The organism is Eubacterium album, from assembly GCF_025336545.1.
Lineage (GTDB): Bacteria > Bacillota > Clostridia > Lachnospirales > Lachnospiraceae > Eubacterium_U > Eubacterium_U album.
The window spans coordinates 229272-246362 of record NZ_JAODBU010000006.1; the positions used below are offsets into that span (position 1 = coordinate 229272).

The 17091-nt window shown below is 45.3% G+C and carries 24 protein-coding genes; 11 read left to right on the plus strand and 13 right to left on the minus strand.

The features are described from left to right. Nucleotides 1-58: 58 nt before the first annotated feature. Nucleotides 59-460, plus strand: coding sequence for a winged helix-turn-helix domain-containing protein (locus N5B56_RS07050; protein ID WP_005333454.1), 402 nt, complete (start codon nt 59-61; stop codon nt 458-460). Nucleotides 461-492: 32 nt separating this feature from the next. On the opposite strand, the gene N5B56_RS07055 is transcribed toward N5B56_RS07050, so the two are convergent. The 12 genes from N5B56_RS07055 to N5B56_RS07110 all read right to left on the minus strand — a co-directional run bounded on the left by N5B56_RS07055 (nt 493) and on the right by N5B56_RS07110 (nt 9772). After that, nucleotides 493-777 carry a hypothetical protein gene (locus N5B56_RS07055; RefSeq protein WP_005333456.1) on the minus strand — a complete coding sequence of 95 codons (285 nt, stop codon included), beginning with the start codon at nt 775-777 and terminating at the stop codon, nt 493-495. A 55-nt stretch (nt 778-832) separates the two neighbouring features. Beyond that, nucleotides 833-1441: a hypothetical protein gene (locus tag N5B56_RS07060; RefSeq protein ID WP_005333458.1), complete on the minus strand. Its 609-nt coding sequence runs from the start codon at nt 1439-1441 to the stop codon at nt 833-835. Next, nucleotides 1441-1818, minus strand: a complete 378-nt coding sequence (locus N5B56_RS07065; protein WP_117537003.1) for a hypothetical protein — start codon at nt 1816-1818, stop codon at nt 1441-1443. The genes N5B56_RS07060 and N5B56_RS07065 overlap by 1 nt, the downstream gene beginning before the upstream one ends. Beyond that, a complete protein-coding gene (locus N5B56_RS07070; RefSeq protein WP_022415112.1) occupies nt 1799-2386 on the minus strand; it encodes a hypothetical protein in 588 nt (195 codons plus the stop codon). The genes N5B56_RS07065 and N5B56_RS07070 overlap by 20 nt, the downstream gene beginning before the upstream one ends. Beyond that, complete coding sequence (locus N5B56_RS07075; RefSeq protein ID WP_005333464.1) at nt 2383-2631, minus strand: hypothetical protein; 249 nt, start codon at nt 2629-2631, stop codon at nt 2383-2385. Before N5B56_RS07075 ends, N5B56_RS07070 begins: the two co-directional genes overlap by 4 nt. A gap of 19 nt (nt 2632-2650) precedes the next feature. Continuing rightward, on the minus strand, nt 2651-3169 hold the full coding sequence (locus N5B56_RS07080) for an AbrB/MazE/SpoVT family DNA-binding domain-containing protein (RefSeq protein ID WP_005333466.1): 519 nt from the start codon (nt 3167-3169) through the stop codon (nt 2651-2653). Nucleotides 3170-3231: 62 nt separating this feature from the next. Continuing rightward, nucleotides 3232-3918 (minus strand): hypothetical protein, encoded by a 687-nt coding sequence (locus N5B56_RS07085; protein ID WP_005333468.1) that lies wholly within the window; start codon nt 3916-3918, stop codon nt 3232-3234. A 16-nt stretch (nt 3919-3934) separates the two neighbouring features. After that, nucleotides 3935-6052, minus strand: a complete 2118-nt coding sequence (locus tag N5B56_RS07090; protein ID WP_260978643.1) for a vWA domain-containing protein — start codon at nt 6050-6052, stop codon at nt 3935-3937. Continuing rightward, on the minus strand, nt 6049-6315 hold the full coding sequence (locus tag N5B56_RS07095; RefSeq protein WP_005333471.1) for a helix-turn-helix domain-containing protein: 267 nt from the start codon (nt 6313-6315) through the stop codon (nt 6049-6051). The genes N5B56_RS07090 and N5B56_RS07095 overlap by 4 nt, the downstream gene beginning before the upstream one ends. Before the next feature lie 9 nt (nt 6316-6324). Beyond that, nucleotides 6325-8136 carry an AAA family ATPase gene (locus tag N5B56_RS07100; protein WP_260978644.1) on the minus strand — a complete coding sequence of 604 codons (1812 nt, stop codon included), beginning with the start codon at nt 8134-8136 and terminating at the stop codon, nt 6325-6327. A gap of 16 nt (nt 8137-8152) precedes the next feature. Then, entirely contained in the window at nt 8153-8929 is a 777-nt protein-coding gene (locus tag N5B56_RS07105; protein ID WP_022415111.1) for a hypothetical protein, read from the minus strand. Nucleotides 8930-9070: 141 nt separating this feature from the next. Further along, nucleotides 9071-9772 (minus strand): single-stranded DNA-binding protein, encoded by a 702-nt coding sequence (locus tag N5B56_RS07110; protein WP_005333477.1) that lies wholly within the window; start codon nt 9770-9772, stop codon nt 9071-9073. Between the two features lie 334 nt (nt 9773-10106). On the opposite strand from N5B56_RS07110, the gene N5B56_RS07115 reads away from it, so the two are divergent. The 10 genes from N5B56_RS07115 (at nt 10107) to N5B56_RS07160 (ending at nt 16443) form a co-directional block, all read left to right on the plus strand. Further along, nucleotides 10107-10796, plus strand: a complete 690-nt coding sequence (locus N5B56_RS07115) for a response regulator transcription factor (RefSeq protein WP_022415110.1) — start codon at nt 10107-10109, stop codon at nt 10794-10796. Nucleotides 10797-10873: 77 nt separating this feature from the next. Continuing rightward, the gene (locus tag N5B56_RS07120) at nt 10874-11800 is read left to right on the plus strand and encodes an ABC transporter ATP-binding protein (RefSeq protein ID WP_008373911.1); all 927 of its coding nucleotides are present in this window, start codon (nt 10874-10876) and stop codon (nt 11798-11800) included. Then, complete coding sequence (locus N5B56_RS07125; protein WP_008373910.1) at nt 11793-12644, plus strand: DUF2705 family protein; 852 nt, start codon at nt 11793-11795, stop codon at nt 12642-12644. The genes N5B56_RS07120 and N5B56_RS07125 overlap by 8 nt, the downstream gene beginning before the upstream one ends. A 33-nt stretch (nt 12645-12677) precedes the next feature. Next, nucleotides 12678-13541 (plus strand): sensor histidine kinase, encoded by an 864-nt coding sequence (locus N5B56_RS07130; RefSeq protein WP_346432195.1) that lies wholly within the window; start codon nt 12678-12680, stop codon nt 13539-13541. 121 nt (nt 13542-13662) lie between these two features. Further along, nucleotides 13663-13953 carry a hypothetical protein gene (locus tag N5B56_RS07135; RefSeq protein ID WP_022415108.1) on the plus strand — a complete coding sequence of 97 codons (291 nt, stop codon included), beginning with the start codon at nt 13663-13665 and terminating at the stop codon, nt 13951-13953. Nucleotides 13954-13956: 3 nt separating this feature from the next. After that, on the plus strand, nt 13957-14289 hold the full coding sequence (locus N5B56_RS07140) for a hypothetical protein (protein WP_005333489.1): 333 nt from the start codon (nt 13957-13959) through the stop codon (nt 14287-14289). Nucleotides 14290-14518: 229 nt separating this feature from the next. Continuing rightward, entirely contained in the window at nt 14519-14953 is a 435-nt protein-coding gene (locus N5B56_RS07145; protein ID WP_005333491.1) for a hypothetical protein, read from the plus strand. A 3-nt stretch (nt 14954-14956) separates the two neighbouring features. Beyond that, a complete protein-coding gene (locus tag N5B56_RS07150) occupies nt 14957-15316 on the plus strand; it encodes a YccF domain-containing protein (protein WP_005333494.1) in 360 nt (119 codons plus the stop codon). 1 nt (nt 15317) lies between these two features. Continuing rightward, nucleotides 15318-16154 (plus strand): EcsC family protein, encoded by an 837-nt coding sequence (locus tag N5B56_RS07155; protein ID WP_005333496.1) that lies wholly within the window; start codon nt 15318-15320, stop codon nt 16152-16154. Further along, nucleotides 16111-16443 carry a hypothetical protein gene (locus N5B56_RS07160; RefSeq protein ID WP_260978645.1) on the plus strand — a complete coding sequence of 111 codons (333 nt, stop codon included), beginning with the start codon at nt 16111-16113 and terminating at the stop codon, nt 16441-16443. Before N5B56_RS07155 ends, N5B56_RS07160 begins: the two co-directional genes overlap by 44 nt. A gap of 188 nt (nt 16444-16631) precedes the next feature. Here N5B56_RS07160 and N5B56_RS07165 read toward each other — a convergent pair whose 3' ends face one another. After that, nucleotides 16632-17078, minus strand: a complete 447-nt coding sequence (locus N5B56_RS07165) for a hypothetical protein (RefSeq protein WP_117827098.1) — start codon at nt 17076-17078, stop codon at nt 16632-16634. Nucleotides 17079-17091: the final 13 nt, after the last annotated feature.

Genomic DNA, 17091 nt, shown 5'->3' on the forward strand with positions numbered 1-17091 from the left:
TGTTAATGAGGAGTGAAAGCTAAATGCTAAGAAAAGCAGGTGATGTTATGGGAAAGTGATGATTCTTACCATTTCTGATTCCGAAGAGGGAATCCTGAATAAAATTAAATCAGTTCTAGCCTGCGAAAGTACGTTAGAAGTTATGGAGATTACAAATTCTGAAAAGTTGACATTCCAAGGTTTGGAAATAGACCAGCTTCAGCGGAGCGTAATCAAAGATGGTAAGGTTGTGGAACTTACCAGACATGAATATGACCTGCTTTTTTATCTGGCCTTATCCCCCAATCGGGTATTTACAAAAGAACAGATTTACCAGCATATTTATGAGGATGTGGAGTCAGAAGTGGATAACCGTGTCTATGGGTTAGTCAAGAATCTGAGAAAGAAAATAGAAGAAAATCCGGAAGAACCGCACTACATAGAAACGATACGTGGTGTAGGCTACCGTTTTCGGGCATAAAAAGAGCCGTCCGATTGGGCGGCTCGAAGTATTTAAACAGCAGTTTTCTTCACTGCCTGTTTATAGTTACCGGTAGCATCGTAATCTCCAGAGAGGAGCAGATTCTGGCGAAATTGCTCCAGTTTGATCTTGAAGCGTTTCCCATCCTCAACAGTCGTAAGCATGGTAAGAGCTTCTAGCATTCCCTGAATATATCCGGTTAGCAGGTAATATCTGCAGGGTTCTTCCGATGGTGAGATATTGGACAGGGTTTCTTCCAGATGTTCCTGACGTTCCCTGAGCCATGCATCCCAGACATCCAGTTCCAAATCAGTCATGGTGTTCCTCCTTTAAATCTGATGATAATCGTCTTTGGTGTGGAGGGGAGAAGTTTCATGCACAAGCATTTTTCTGCTCCAGATCCAAATATGGATTTGTAAATTCAAAAATAATAAGTTCATCCGCATCGAACATGAGCTCCAACTCTTTTAGTGTAGCTGCTGGATATCCGCAATCTCTGAATCGTTCTAATACGTCTGTTTCCGTTTCAAATGGTTCACCGTCTTCCAGCTTTTCTCCGATTATTAAGCCACATGGAGTCAATAGGCTTTCTTCATATAAGCGGACACAATATCGGTCAGGGAAAAATAGGTGTGCTTCATCCGTGTTATAATAAATTCGTTCTCCAGGTTCTATGCTTTGCATCACAAAGGGAACATGATATGCAGCGGCTATCGCCTGATATGCTTCATAAAGTGGAGTCCATGCTGTCTCTAAAGAAAGTAGAATATACGTATCATTCCATTCCATGTAGCTGACATTTCCACGAAGAGATATTCCGGTGGAATCTATTTTCTTGTGGGAAAATAAATTGCCAATCCAGCATAAATCAGGATTCTGGTTCAGAATGATGTAGGTTTCCAGGTCCTCCCACAAGTCATATAGTCCTTCCGGATTTCCTTCTGTATAAAAGATCACATCATCACAGCAGATATTTGCCATTACACATCCACCTCCGTTCCAAAAGTTTCACCCATATTCTGGTTGGGAACCGTAAGGTTTACAGGGGATAAGGTGCCAGAGGCAAGCCATTGTTCGATTGCATCAATTACCTGCTCCAGCGTGTCGTTATAAGCCACATTGCAGTCTTCCAGTCGGAGAAACTGCAGGTATGCTTCATGAAGAAGGCTTGGATCATCACGCAGCGTTTCATATGGAAGGTTGCAGAGTCCGATTCTTTCCTCCAGACGTTCCATGGAGCGGCGGATGAAGTCGCAGGAAATAAATTGTTCCCGGTAGATGTTATAAGCAGCTTCAAGCTGGTCATAGGTCAAAATAAATGAGACTTTCTCGCAAGGATTAGATGGTTGTTCTTTCATGGTAAATTCCTCCATTCATACTATGATTGGCTGGTGGTACGGATTCTCTTTGTTCGGGAGTAAGATGTACCAGTAGTTTCCAGCGCAGGTCGATTTCTCGGTGAATCCAGGTATCATTTTCATAAACTTCATGTGTCAAAAAATTGTAAATTGTCGGTTCTTTTTCTATATCATCCAGATCTGCGACCAGACAAGTTGCCTGATTCACATAGGGCCAGAGTGCCTGTTCGACCATATGGCGTAGTTCCAGTATCAGAGGATATATCTGTCCTACATCATAGGTTTTGGACATGCAGGAGCTGATTTTCTTCAGCATCCCGGAAGTTTGTATCATCTGGTTGATGACGGTACATTGTTCCTCCACATCTGCATCCGGATTCAGGACCAGCCGGTGGAGCAGCACAGATTTTGCATAGGCAGAAGCGGTCAGGTTGATGTTTCTGACCAGTTCTTCATACGGCTGCTTATACTGTGTCTTCAGCACTTCCAGAGGCACATGTTCCCGGTTCTTCTTTAAGGTGGAGAGGAGCCCCGAAAGGCAGCTCTCCAGTTCTTCCATTCTTGTCAAGCACACATCGCCTCCAGCTCCATCGGAACACGGGTGTAGCTGAGACGGTAAATACTGTTGCAGGTCTCAAATACCACACCGTTTTCGGATACTTCCAGAATACTCTGCACCGGACTGGTAGCAAAGGTCTGGTTATAACTATAGATCCACGCCCGTTCTCCCAGATGGAGGGGCAGGGACAGGATTCCGGTGAGGACATATTCTTTCTTTTGGGTGGTGTGTAAGGTTATATTTGTATTCTTCATTGATTTCACGCTCCTTTCCTTACTTAATTTTGTTTGCAATTACGGCAGCGACCAGTTTAGCGCATCCCAATTCCATCTCGGATAAATGCTGTCCGGTTCTGGAACAGAGAAGAAGTGCCAGCGGCTCTCTGTCTTCCCTTAAAATCGGGAAAAAAGCACAAACCGGTTGACGGGTGTTGGATACCGGGTAGACAGGGCAGTTCTCAGCAGAGATCAGTTCCTGGCCGTCCGCAACCAATTCGGCGAGTTCTTCTGTAACGGGAGTGCCTTCCGGAAGATAGATGCCCGCAGATACGAGTATGTGAGCCTCACTGCAAATTGCGATACCACAGTGGATGACACTGTAGAGGACGGAAAGATAGGAAGCCATTTCCTCTTTTCCGTTTAAGTGGGTAGGGCATTTGCGTAAAAGCAGCTCCATTCCCACATTTTCCAGTTCCAGTGCATCTCCGTCTGAGAGCTTCATTTGTTTCCGGATTTCTGCAGGGATGACGATACGCCCCTGAGAGTCCATGGTCCGGATGAGTGCAATATTCATAACTAAAGTCTCCTTTCTTAAAAAGAGGAGAAGCAGTAAAGTACCGCTTCTCTTCTGAAAATTTAGGCAGCGTAAGGCGGAGCCTGTGCTGTCTGTTGCATTTGACTGTTCTGCTGGTCTGCCAGCATCCGTTTTCCGTTATTGATCAGTGATGCAGCAATCACCGTTTCCCAGTTGGAAATATAGGAATCCGTCCGCTTCAGAAGCGTGAACAGATCCATGTCGGTAAGCTGGATGGCTGTCGTCTTTTCGGACTGGAAGCTGCGTGGCTGCATGTAGGAACCACCGTTCTTATTCTGTGCTTTGATGCCTTTCCCATTTACAATCTGGATTTTCCATGGGCTTTTCATAGGCTGCCCTTTGGAATCATAGGGATGTCTGGAGATATAAAACATCTGGGCTGTGGAATAACCGTTCTGATCGGGATTGCCGTAGATCTTGCTCTGGCTCCATTCAAATTCCTGAAAACCGGAAGTGATCCGGGTTAAGAGGAACTGGATCTGTTCCGGTGCCAGGTTGAAACGGGTGATGATATTCCGGTCTCCGGTACCGTTGGAATAATCCTGAATGGTGATGCAGATTAAAGAATGTACTTTATGCCCGTTTTCCTGATATTCCCCTTTGGCATGTAGCTGTGCATAGTTGCCGAGTGGTGCGTAGCGGAGCCGGTCATAAAAGGCAATGAGTGCCCGGTCATTCTGGATCTTGCAGATCTGGTCGGTAATCCGGTTTTGATAAGTTTCATTCATGAGTATTCACCTTCCTTTATTTGAGATGCTGTTTGACAAGCTGTGCCATATTCTTTGGAAGCTCTTCCAGTTTCGTGATATCCAGGAATCCGTCCTTGTAAATCCTGCGGATATTTTCCTTATCGTCACCAATGGCAGCCGCAAACAGGATGACATCCCGTTTTTCGTATTCTTTCTTGATGCCCCGCAGATCTGCCTCTGCTTCCGTTCCGCTGTAGCCGTAATCGGCTGGCTGACCGTCAGAAATCAGGATCAGCAGCTTCTGAAGCTCCGGGCGTGTGCACAAATGCTCTGCTACGAAGCGGAGAGCTGCGCCGTCCCGGTTCCCGTTGCGGTCGCACATATCCATCAGCCGGTAACAGTCCTCATTGTCCACAGAATCAAATTCTGCATAGGAGTAAAGAGCAACGCCGCCTGCATCCGTGGAATGCCCGTAAATGGTGATAGGGATACCGAGGCTTTTACAGAAATCATAAAGGACAATGGCAGTCTTTCTTGCATGTGTCATCCGGTCACCCCAACCCATCGAACCACTCTCGTCAATCAGGAGGGCAACAGCCAGACGTTTTTCCTCTCCTGGAAGTCTGGTTCTGGTAAAGATGGTTCCGTCTGTCTTATAGAGAGCATGGGAGTCCAGACGTTTTCCAAACAGGAGATTCTTCTGCTTTCCGCCTTGCTGTTCTTCTTTCAAAAGCGGCAGGATGGTGCTTTGCAGCTTTTTGGAAGCCCGCAGGAGCGGGGGAGCAACTGTCTGGTATTCATTCTTCAGGTAATCGGAAACACTGGTCAGGCGATGGATGGTAACATGGATGCCTGCATGGGCATTGCCGTAATGAATATCATTGGCTGTTTTCTGCAGTTCCTCGGTCAGTTCCGTCTGACAGTCTTCCTGCACCTTTTCTGCAGCCACATCGTTCAAGATCCGGAACAGATCCTCTGCAGCATGCTCATAGCCGCTGCCCTGATACTGACTGACATAAGTGACGCCGGGGTTGTTTTCATCCAGAATGGTATTGGTCTTTGTAAGAGCGATGCGCCCGCCTTCTTCCGAAAGCACCTGTTTGGCTTCCTCTATAGCATCCTCTTTGGTACGTGGACCGGAAGGAGCATTGCCCTCATCATTCCCGCTTCCTTTTGGGGAAGCTGGTTTGATATTCTTTGGAATGGCACCGCTTTTTCCGGTCGGAAGAGGAGCGCCGCTGCTGACTTCATCCCCTAGAAGATCTTCCAGAGCATCGGCAGCGGAATCCTCGCCATGCATTTCCAATTCCTCCCGTGTCTTTTCGATGAGCGGCTGGATATAGTTCCAGGTCAGGGCTAAGAGTGCATTAGAAGTCAGCATCCGGTCAGTGCCTTTTTCCGATTCCATTGCCGTATCCAGAAGATCGGTACAATCGGAAATGGTATCCAGATAATCCCCCTGATAGCCGGTGGGATTGTTGATGTTTCCGGTCCGGCAATAGGAAAGGATCAGGTTGGCAATGATGGAAAATGGCTGGTATTCTTTGTCAATTTGTTCCTGTATGGAAGGAATCTGTTCGGACATACGCAGGTTATTGAGTTCAATCCCCTGTCGGAAGGTGCCGTGGAATTCCTCACACATACGGTCTTCAATATGGATGTCTTCCAGAATGTTTTGAAAAGTTGCGGCGCATCGTGCCAGTGTCAGGCATCCGGCTTTGTCCTTTTCTTCTAACACTTCTTTGATCTCCTCCAGTGCTGTCTGATAAGCTGGAAGGGATAGCTCCGGCTCCTTCGGATAGAAGGAACCGTTTTCCAGACTCCTCAGATGAACAGCGTGGGCTGTGAAATCAGAATAGAGTAAGTGCCCCACTTCATGCCCGGTGAGCCCTGTCAGGCTCTGGGAACGTAAGAAACGGGTGGGGAAAGACTGGGTGATCGGGTTCGCTGCGTTGAGATGTACCTTATAATTGTCGGTATATGCAACGCCTGCCTGTTCGGAAATGTCCCAGTCCAGCAGTACCTGCAGTCCATACCGGTAACGTCCGGTAACGGCTCTGGCAAGGGAGGTCTGGTACTTCTGATAGGCAGCGGAGAGGAATAACTCCTCATCCGCAATGGAATCCTCTTTTGCCCGGATTAGTTTCTTTAAATTTCTTTGGCTGTGATTCACGTGATATTCTTCCTTTCTTTTCTTAGATTTTTTGTCAGCAGTTCCTCCATCGTGCAGCCGTAATACACAGCAAGGCGAAGGACGGCATAAGCCATCGGGGAGGAGTTTGCATTTTCATAATTCATAATGGTTTTCGGGGGAAGATTTAAGATTCTGGCAACTGCCTTTTGTGATAACTTCGGTGTTTTGGCTTGCCGGAGATAAGACAGATTATCTGCCAGATGCTTTCGGATCTGGGCTTCTGTGAGTGCTGCTTTTCTCATAGGCGTGTCCTACGCAGCAAGCACAGTATCCAGACAGCTTTCTTCCACTTCCGTACGGTTCTCAGCATCGGCAGAGGCAGAGGCAAGCACCGTGTAACGGGCCGCTTCCCGGATATCCCCGCAGACCATGTAGGACTGCACCCAGGAAATCAGCTCCCTCATGCCACAGCAGCCATCTGTAATGAGATTTTCCCGGCAGTAGACAGCCATGGATTTGACAATGCGTGTCATCAGACGTACCGTTTTTGCATCCTTGCATCCGGTAACAGCCATGGCACGTTCTACCTGTGTATCCTCATCCGGTTCATCCAGATCAATCACAAGGTTCATTCGGGAAATGACAGACTGGTTCATCTGTTTACAGCCTGCATAGTCATTGTTTGTGGTGATTACGATGGTCGTATCCGGATGACGGTGGATGGTTTCTCCGTTTGGAAGATATACGCTGTTACAGCGGTCTAAAAGGGAGTTAAGTCCAACCAGTACACCGGGATTAGCAATGACCGTAGGCTCCTGTATCTCAAGAATATACCCATAGCGGATGGCTTCGACTAGAGGCGTATCCACATACTGGAAGTTCTGTCCGGAGGTGTGTTCCTTATAATAGCTGTGCATTTCATCAAAAATCGTATCGATCAGCTTCTGGTAGGTGTCCTCGGCAGAAATTTCTTCATCATAGTTTCCGGTCAGCTTCTGATAGGCACCGGAGGGATCTAACTGGATTTCCTGAAAAGACGGGTACTGCCGCTGAAGCCGGGTGCGTTTTCCGTCCACATCCGGAAGAATCTGACCTAAAAGGTCGAATACCTCTGTATTTGCGGAACAGGTAATGCAGCGGTAAGGAAGGTGAAGTGCGGAAGCAATGGCTTTGGCTCCTTCGGTCTTTCCGGTACCTGCCGGTCCCCGTAAAAGAAAATTCCGCATCGGCTGTGTGGTATCCGTTGTCAGTTTTGCGTGTTCGCAGATCCGTTTGATTTCCGGAGGGATGATGTACCACTCTGCCAATGTCGGAACAGATACCTCCTCTTCCGGAGACAGCCTTCGGGATGCGGTCAGGATAAATTTCCCAACAAAATCATCTCTGGAAATGGCTGCCTGTGCTTTCTTAAATCCACTTCCTGGACGTAACACCTGAAAGTCTCCATGGAGCACTTCGGTTGGTGCATAGACCCCCTTCTGGATATTTAACGGTTTGATCAGCGACAATACGCCGTTTGCCGGAAGGTCAATCTTAACACCACCGGTCGGGAGACCTGATGCATAGCGGGTTCTCCGGTAAATGTTGTCGCAGAGAACGGCTGCTGTTTCCGCAGCGGCGTCCAGATCGGGATAACCGTTGTCCCGGTGCGCTTTTAATTCCTGATACTTTTCATTACACTCTTCATCTGCCAGAAAAACCGGCATCAGTGCGAACAGCAGAGCCGCACCGGACTGTTTGGAGTCTTTAAATTCGTATTTTTCCGGTGTGCTTTCCACATCCGGCGGAGGAGTATAGCAGCCTCCGTAAAACTTTCCGTTTAGCTGGTTGTAGACAACCACCTGAAGATCACCGGTTTTGCTCGGATATTCCGCCACAACAAAATTGTTGGATTGGGTACCGACCGCCCCAAGCTTTTCCGGCGAGGTACTGCCAACCGGGCTTTCCAGCTCCAGATAAGCAAGGACTGCCCGCAGGGTAGCTGCATGAAGCGTGGATTTTTTCCGTGGCTGAGTACAGTATTTGGATGCAATGTCATCAAAGATTGCATGGTCCGTATAATCCTCAAATGGTTCCGGGAGTTTGCGTTTGAACCCCCAGGTTGCTACGATGTTATTTGCCATGATTCGTTCCTCCTTCTTATGAGATCCAGGACAGTTCCAGTGCCTGCTCGGTCTCTTCTGTGGTCAATTCATCTTCAGTAAAAATCTCCGTCAATTCGCCCCAGTAATCTTTGGGCGGGAAATGTTCCAGCTTTCCCCGGACTTCCGGTTCAGTGCCGTTCAGAATATAGACATCTCCCTGCTCGTTGATAAACAGCTTTTCATAGCCCCTTGCCTGTAAGTCACCGACCAATTCCATCAGTAGCGGTTTCCCAATCAGGGAATACCATGATTTGGGATTAACGGCTGGTCTGGAATCCGGATTTCCTTCTGACGGTTCCTTTTTATGTAAGGATTCAATGGTCATCATCTGAAGCGTCAGACTGCCACGGGCATCCATGAGAATTTCCGCAAAATTATAACTTCCGGTATTCCGTGTGCGAATCCGTAATGGTTCCCCATCCAGTATCTGGGAGAGCGGTGGTTCTTTCACAAAATCCCATGTGGCATCCGGGAAGGCTTCCTTGAGCTTTCCGGTAATCTGGAATTTGATCTGTCTCCAGAGAATGGTTTCCAGATCAGGTGTTCCTTCCAGATGACGAGTTCTTTCTGGGCGTTTTCGTAGCTTATGCTCCCTGTTTTTCAGGCGTTCCGTGAAAAGCGGGAGAAGATAACTGAACAGCGTGACTCCGATACCGATCAGGGCAATGCCTGCAATCAGAAGCCGGTTGGCATCCTGTGGTACGAAAAGTGCTGCAAGAAACAGTACAAGCACGACAAACTGTAAGAATTTTTTTCGATTTGATTTTTTCATGAGCTGATTCCTTTCTGATTCATGATTCTTAGACAAGCCCGGAAGCTGGATGGGAAATCGCCGCTTCCGGACATGAAAAAGAGGAACTGCATCATCACAAAGATGATAAATGCAATTCCTCAACATAGGGTTCCTTGAGAGTTAATAGGGCAACTGGGATGCCATCTGTTCCGGCACATTTTGAAAGCCGTCAGTTGGCTGACTGCCCGGCATACCTCCGTAATTTGGCATTCCGGTATAACTGCCCTGCGGCGGGTAGCTGCTCTGTGGCTGACCGGTTCCGTTTGGCGGAGCCTGATACTGTCCGCCATTTGCAGGAGGCGTGTAGGCACCGTTAGCAGGAGCCATTCCCTGCTGTGGATAGCCGCCAGGCATTGCCTGATTCTGGTAGCTGCCATTGGGATTTCCCTGCATTGGGTAGCTGCCATTGCCGGCTGCACCGGGCGTTGCCGCACCACCATTCGGCTGGCTGTTCTGGTTTGCACCCGGATGTCCGGTATTGCTGTCAGAACGGTTGGATGGTACAAAGTGCCAGTCCTTGACATTGATCCTCGGACCGGCATTTGCCTGCCCCGCATTCTTTCCTTTCTGATAAATGAACGGATGAAGCTCCAGATCACCATAGATCATCAGCCCGGTTCCTTTCTTTACGCCTGCTTTTGCTAAGCGTTCTGCAAGGAACTTGTTAAAATAGCACTGATAGTAAATGGTTTCTTCCTTTCCATCCTGGCCTCGCTGTGAAACTGCAATGTCCAGAGAAACATATTCCGTACCGGAATTTTTTCCTTGCTGCATCTCAGGATCTCTTGTGGCCCTCCCTAAAATTGTTAAAATTGCTGACATAAAAATTCTCCTTTCTGCCTCTTTGGGCGTTAAAATAGATTAAAATAAAAAAAGTGCCATTATAGCACCGTATAAAACGGCAGTATAATGACACGATTTTCCAAACTTAAACTGCATATGCTTCTGGATGAATGGTCCAGACTCCCATGACGGGACAGCACAAAAACTTAAATACAAGATTATATTAACACAAGATATAGCATATGTCAAAAGAATTAGAACTATATATAGCATATGTAGACGAGGTGGAAGGATAATATCAAAAGAATTTTGGACATAGTTATAAAAGTGCAATATAATATTGTTTAAATCGGAAAATGGAAGGATGAGAAAAATGGAGCAGAAAAACAGAATTCTGATTGTAGAAGACGATACGGATATCAATAATCTTTTATATACGGCATTACAGAAAGCAGGGTATGAGACGGTACAGGCTTTTTCCGGGACGGAAGCGAGGATGCTGTTCCAGATGGATAAGGCGGGCTTTTCTTTGATTCTATTGGATCTGATGCTTCCGGGAATTTCAGGAGAAGAGGTGCTTGCCCAGATTCGGAAACAGGGCAATACGCCGGTTATTGTCCTGACAGCCAAAGACGGATTGGATGAAAAAATCGGGCTTCTTACCAGTGGGGCAGATGATTACATTACAAAACCGTTTGAGATACAGGAGGTGCTTGCCCGGATTCAGGTTCAGCTCCGCCATATGCAGCAGGAGCCGGAACATAAAAGCGTGTCATATAAAAACCTGGAACTGGACCGTGAGCGCTTTGAAGTCCGGATTGCCGGAGTGCTGCTTCCCAAAATTACAAAGCAGGAATTTGCAATTCTGGAGCTTTTACTGGAGCATCCGAAACAGGTCTTCAGCAAAGAAGAGATTTTTGAATATGCGTGGGATGAACACTATATGGGAGAGACAAAGACACTGGATGTACATATCAGCAATATCCGGAAAAAGATAAAAGCAGTAACGCAGGAGGAATATATTGATACCGTATGGGGAATCGGCTACCGTCTGCATTCTTAATCTTTACTCTTTTTTTACTATTTATTTGCGTTTGATTAGGATTTATCCGATATGATAACAGCAGATAAGAAAAGGAGATGAAAGCATTGAGTGAATTGTTATTAAGTACAAATGGATTGACGAAGCAGTATGGTCATCATAAGGCAGTGGATAAAGTAAACCTTCACATAAAAAAGGGTGCTATCTATGGATTTATCGGACGGAACGGTGCGGGAAAGACGACTTGCCTGAAGATGATCAGTGGACTTGCAAGACCGACAGCCGGAGAGATTGAGATGTTCGGGTGTAAAGGAAAAGAACTGGAGAGGATTCGTTCTCGTGTGGGGTGTCTGATTGAAGCACCGGGGCTGTATGGCAACATGAATGCATATACAAACCTGAAAATAAAATGTGAATTGTTTGGTATTCGGAAAAAGGGATACATCGAAGATATCTTAGAGACGGTCGGACTGGAAGGTGTCGGAAAGAAAAAAACGAAACATTTTTCCCTTGGAATGAAGCAGCGTCTCGGAATCGGGCTGGCACTGGTCGGGGAGCCGGATCTCCTGGTCCTTGATGAACCGATCAATGGGCTTGATCCCCAGGGAATTGCAGAGGTGCGTGATACCATACAGAGACTGCGAGATGAACGGAATATGACGATTTTGATATCCAGTCATATTTTAGAGGAATTATCTAAGATTGCAACGGATTATGGAATTATCCATAATGGAAGTCTTCTGCAGGAGCTGACAAGCGAAGAACTGATGAAACGCTGCAGTGAACGGATTGAAATAGAGTTAATCCATCCGGAGCAGGCAGTCCCGATTCTGGACAGAATGGGATTTACCAACTATCAGGTTACAGATAAGAGCCATATCCATATATTTGAACGATTGAATGAAAGCGCCAATGTCAATATGGAACTGGCAAAAGCAGGAATTTTGGTCAATGGAATTTCCATTACCAGTGAAGAACTGGAAACCTATTTCTTGAATCTGACAGGAGGGAATCAAAATGCTTAATATGATAAAAATGGATCTGTACCGGATGGTCCGGACAAAAAGTATGTATGTGGTATGGATTGTGATGGCGGCAGCTATATTCTTCTCCACATCCATGTCGAAACTGGATATTGATACGATGAACAAGGAAGCGGAACAACAGCAGACAGAAAGCATTGCAGAAACAGTGAAACCAGAAACCATCAATATGGGAATGTCCGTATTCCTGCCGACACAGCCGGGAGAAAAAGTAACGGTCTTTGATCAGGTATATGCAAACCTGCAGGCGAAGTTTGTGGCGTTGTTTCTGGTGATTTTTACAGTGCTGTTTTCCAGTGCAGATATAGGAAGCGGTTATATTAAAAATATCGGCGGGCAGGTAAGGAGCCGGAGAAACCTGATCTTTTCCAAAGCTTCCGTGTTGTTTGTGTATACGACTGTTACCATGCTGCTTTATTTCATCATTCAGATTATTGCACAGCAGATGTACTTCGGATATCTGGAGTGGGGGAATGGAAGCGAGTTGCTGAGATACTTTGGTATTCAGATTTTGCTTCATTATGCACTGGTACTAATCAGTATGGCGATTGCGGTGGTTTTGAACAGCAACGTGTTCAGCATGACGATTGTTATCTGCCTGTGCATGAATACCATGATTGTCTTATACGGAGTGATCAATCATTTGATCCAGAAGGCAGGTGTGGAGAATTTCCAGATTTTGAAATATACAGTGACAGGAAAGATTGCACTTTTATCCATGTCACCGACCAATAAGGAATGCCTGACGGCAGTTGTGATTGCGGCGGCGTTCGGAATCGTGGTTACATTACTGACAGCATGGGTATTCAGAAAGAGAGATATCTAAATGATAAAACTAGGGTTCGTGCTATTGATAGCAGTGATACTGGTACAAGGAATGTTATTTTGGAAATACCAGCGGCAGGTGAAAGACATCTGCCGCCAGTTGTCGTTTCTGATGAAGCACGACAGCAACATGCTGATTACCAGAGAAATGGATTTTGGAGGCATTGGTGAGTTGGCAGATGTTTTAAACGAATGGCTGGAACTGAAGCGAAGGGAAAAGAAGGAATACTTGAAGAAAGAGGAGATGATTTCGGATACATATACAAATCTCTCACATGATATCCGTACTCCTTTGACATCCCTTGACGGATATTTTCAGTTAATGGAAACCTGTGAAGACCAGGAAGAGCAGAGACGGTATATGAAGATCATACAGGAGAGAATCGGCAGCCTGAAAGAAATGCTGGAAGAATTATTTACTTTTACAAAACTTAAAAACGATTCTTTTCATCTGGAAATGTCATCCTGCTGTATCAACAAGATTTTGAAAGATACCATATTTTCCTACTACGATGAATGGACGGGCAGAGGAATTGAACCGGAGATACAGATTACAGATAAACTGCTGTTTATGAACGGAAATGAACAGGGAATCCGGAGAATTTTTCAGAATATCATAAAAAACGGACTGGATCACGGGGAGAAGAAAATCAGTATTTCACTGGAAGAAGTTGAAAACAACATCCGGATACAGATAAAAAATCAAGTATGTCATGTGGAAAAAATAAATGTAGATCAGGTGTTTGAACGGTTTTATAAAGCGGATGAAGCACGCAGTAAGACTTCCAGCGGTCTCGGCTTATCAATTGCGAAAGAGCTGGTACTTCGTATGGATGGGAAAATCAGCGCCCGGATAGAAGGGAATGAGTTCTGTGTGGAGATTGTGTTTCCAAAATAAAAGGAAAAATTTATATTAAAGCAAGTGAAAATGGGGAATGACTTTATATAGGTTTCATGGTAGAATTACAGTAGAAAGAGAAGAGTCACTCAGTCATTTGTTGTATGAAAGGATGAGTATAATGTATAAAGTAGAACTTAAATTTGATACAAGCAAGCTCGCTCCGGAAACGGTAAATCAGATGTGTGAACAGGCAGATCAGATTTTTGAGCAGGAGGATTTAAGCTGTGCAGTCAAAGCCCTTGGAAGCAGGATTTATCTTGACCGGGGACGCAAGCAGGACTATGGAAGATTCTGGGCAGCAATCTTTCAGTTGAAAAACTCCGTAGGAATTGCAGAGAATTTGTTAGAGTGTTTCTGGTATAACGGAACAGAAAAGGAGAACCTGATTACAGACTTTATAAGGAACTAACAGATGGACAGCTTACAGAGGAAAGGCATCAATTTTGACCTGAATACACAAGCACTAAAGGAATATTATCCGAAAGGTGACTGGCATAATGCATATGCGGATGTAAGGGACTTTTTTGAAGCAAACGGATTTGAGCATATTCAGGGATCGGGATATCATTCGGTGGAAGCAATGTCAGAAGCAAAAGCCATGGCAGTTATTTATCAGATGACAAAAGAATTTCCATGGCTCAATTATTGTGTGAATGTGTGTACCATATCAGATGTACCGGAACTGTTTGATATCTCGCATGTATTTGCCAGAGAAGCGGAACGGTTGGAAAAGAAAAATGCATGATTTGACAAATTATTTCCAATATGTTATATTCATCTCAAGCAAAAAAGGGAGTAGCTGAACGCCTTGAAAGAGGTGGTTTTGTAACCGACAACCGGTATCGAGAGATACCCGTAGCAAATGAGATAGCAAGACTTTTATTGTGGCAGAGGTCATGATAGGAGTCTTTTTTTATTATGAAATATAGAAAATCTGCCGCAATAGTCTGCTAAAAAGAAAGAGAGGATAAACGATGAGTAACGAAATGATGAAACGGGAAATGCAGGAAGCAGTACAGGCAGGGGAGCGGGCGCTTCAGAGCCTTTACGCAGCAAGGGATAAGTTGGGAAGTGCGAGAAACTGGGGCATTTTTGATATGCTTGGAGGAGGCTTTATCAGTGACTTTGTGAAGCATTCTAAAATGAATGACGCAGCTGCGTTGATGGAACAGGCGAAAAGCGATATTCAGCGTTTTCAGAGAGAATTAAGAGATGTGCAGGTTTCCTTGGATCTGCGCATGGAAATCGGCAGCTTCCTTTCCTTTGCGGATTTCTTTCTGGACGGGCTGGTGGCAGATTATATGGTGCAGAGCAAGATTGCAGATGCAAGAGAACAGGTGGATGATGCCATCAACCGGATAGAAAAGATACTTGCTGATGTGAAAAATCGGATGAATGGGGAGGTGTAGCATATGGGATGCCTGGGAAATGTGTTGTGGTTTGTGTTTGGCGGCGCAGTCAGTGGGCTGAGCTGGTGTCTGGCAGGTTGTCTCTGGTGTATTACCGTTGTGGGGATTCCGGTGGGGATGCAGTGTTTTAAATTTGCGGCGCTTAGTTTTTTCCCCTTTGGAAAAGAGGTGCAGTATGGTGGCGGAGCTGGTTCGTTCCTTTTGAATATCATCTGGCTGATTGTATCCGGTCTGCCTCTTGCACTGGAGCATCTGGCGTTGGGTACAGCTTTATGTGTGACGATTATCGGAATCCCGTTTGGTTTACAGCAGTTTAAACTGGCGAAACTGGCATTGATGCCGTTTGGTGCGGAGGTGTATTAAGATGCGATTATTTGATAAAAGGACACCGCTTCAGAAGGAGTGGGAAAAGCTGGAAGTACAGGAGCAGAGATTCCTTCAGAAGCGTTCAGAGAAAAGGGAGAGCATTCTGAATCAGAAACTGGAGGAAAAGATACCGCCGAAACTTCAGAAAACATTGGATACCGCTTTTGCGAAGGCATTTGCTCTGATTTTCGAGAAAGGAACCGGGGTTATTGAAAAGACGTATCAGCGGACAAAACTGGAGCAGGATTATCAGGTGCGGCAGTATATGGCGGATGTAAAGCAGAATTCCAAATCCCTCCGCTCTTTTTCTAAAAAGGCAAGAGATACGGGAACAAAGAATTTACTGCTATCCGGTGTGTCTGGAATCGGGATGGGCGTATTGGGAATCGGTCTGCCGGATATTCCGGTATTTACAGGGATGATTTTAAAGAATATTTATGAGACTGCTCTGCAGTATGGATACAGCTATGAAAGCAGGGAAGAAAAATATTTTATCTTATTATTGATCCGGGGAGCAGTATCCTATGGGGATACACTTTGTGAGATTGACGGGAAAGTAAATGAATTTATCAGAAACGGAATACTGCCGGAAGAGTATCAGGATAAGGAGCAGATCGAACAAACGGCGGGAGCTTTGTCAAAAGAGCTTCTGTATATGAAGTTCTTACAGGGAATTCCGGTGGTTGGTGCTGTAGGCGGAGCTTATGATGCAGTCTACATGAAACGGATCACAGAGTATGCAGAGCTGAAATACCGGCACAGGTATCTGGCGGGGCGGAAAAAGGCAGAGAATGGACAATTATGTAAAAGGTGTAAAAGTTATAGAGATATATGATGCCGCAAATAAGGAATTGCTGGTAAAGTATGATGATAAGCATAATATAGACAAGGTTATTTCTGCTTTAAATATAAAATCATGGAAAGAGACAGAAAAAAGCATAGTTATGAACCCTAAATATACCATAAAATTTTATTGCGATACTACGAACCAAGATGAAGAAAAAGATATAAAAGAAATTACCCTTTATGAAAATGGGGAATATGCTACGATTTTTATTACTTCTCCTGGCGGAGTAAAACAAAACTATAAAACGAGCATTGATATTTCTGAATTGGTTATCTAATAATATTTGTGTAATGAGAATGAAAATCTAATTCTTTCAAGTTTAACTAAGACATTTCCGGAGCAAATGCTCATGGCATTGAAGCGGATACAAACACTATTGTTTGATAGAAATAAGAGAGGTTATTTATAATAAAATGAGCCGCCAGAACTGTAGGGGTGATGCAGTACAGGCGGCTCATTTTCTATCTAAACGGATGTATCCGGAAGTTCCGGCAGTTGATCGGTGAGTTCTTCATATCCGAGAAAATCTCCGGCACATGGCATCGATTGCCCTGTCCCCTGCTGTGGTTTCCGGAAGTACAGCCGATACCGATGTCCCTCTAGGAGTTTGATATTCTTTTCCAGTGAGAAGGCGTATTCCTTTCCGTTATCACTGGCAAACCAATATTGCTGGTTTTTCCCGAAGAGTGTCTGTTCCCGTTTCGTGCAGCTTACGTCCAGTGACAGATAAGCATGTGTATGGATCAGGTGGTAGAAACTGAGTGCACGCAGGATGCTGCAGATTCCGATTAAGAGACTCATAAGAATGAAGAGCCGGTCGTGGGTGGCAATTCCGAAGATGCACCCAAAAAGTACACAGAAAAAGCCGATTGCACTGATGGCAACCAGCTTTGTAAAAAATGGTTTTGGCATAAGGTTCCTTCCT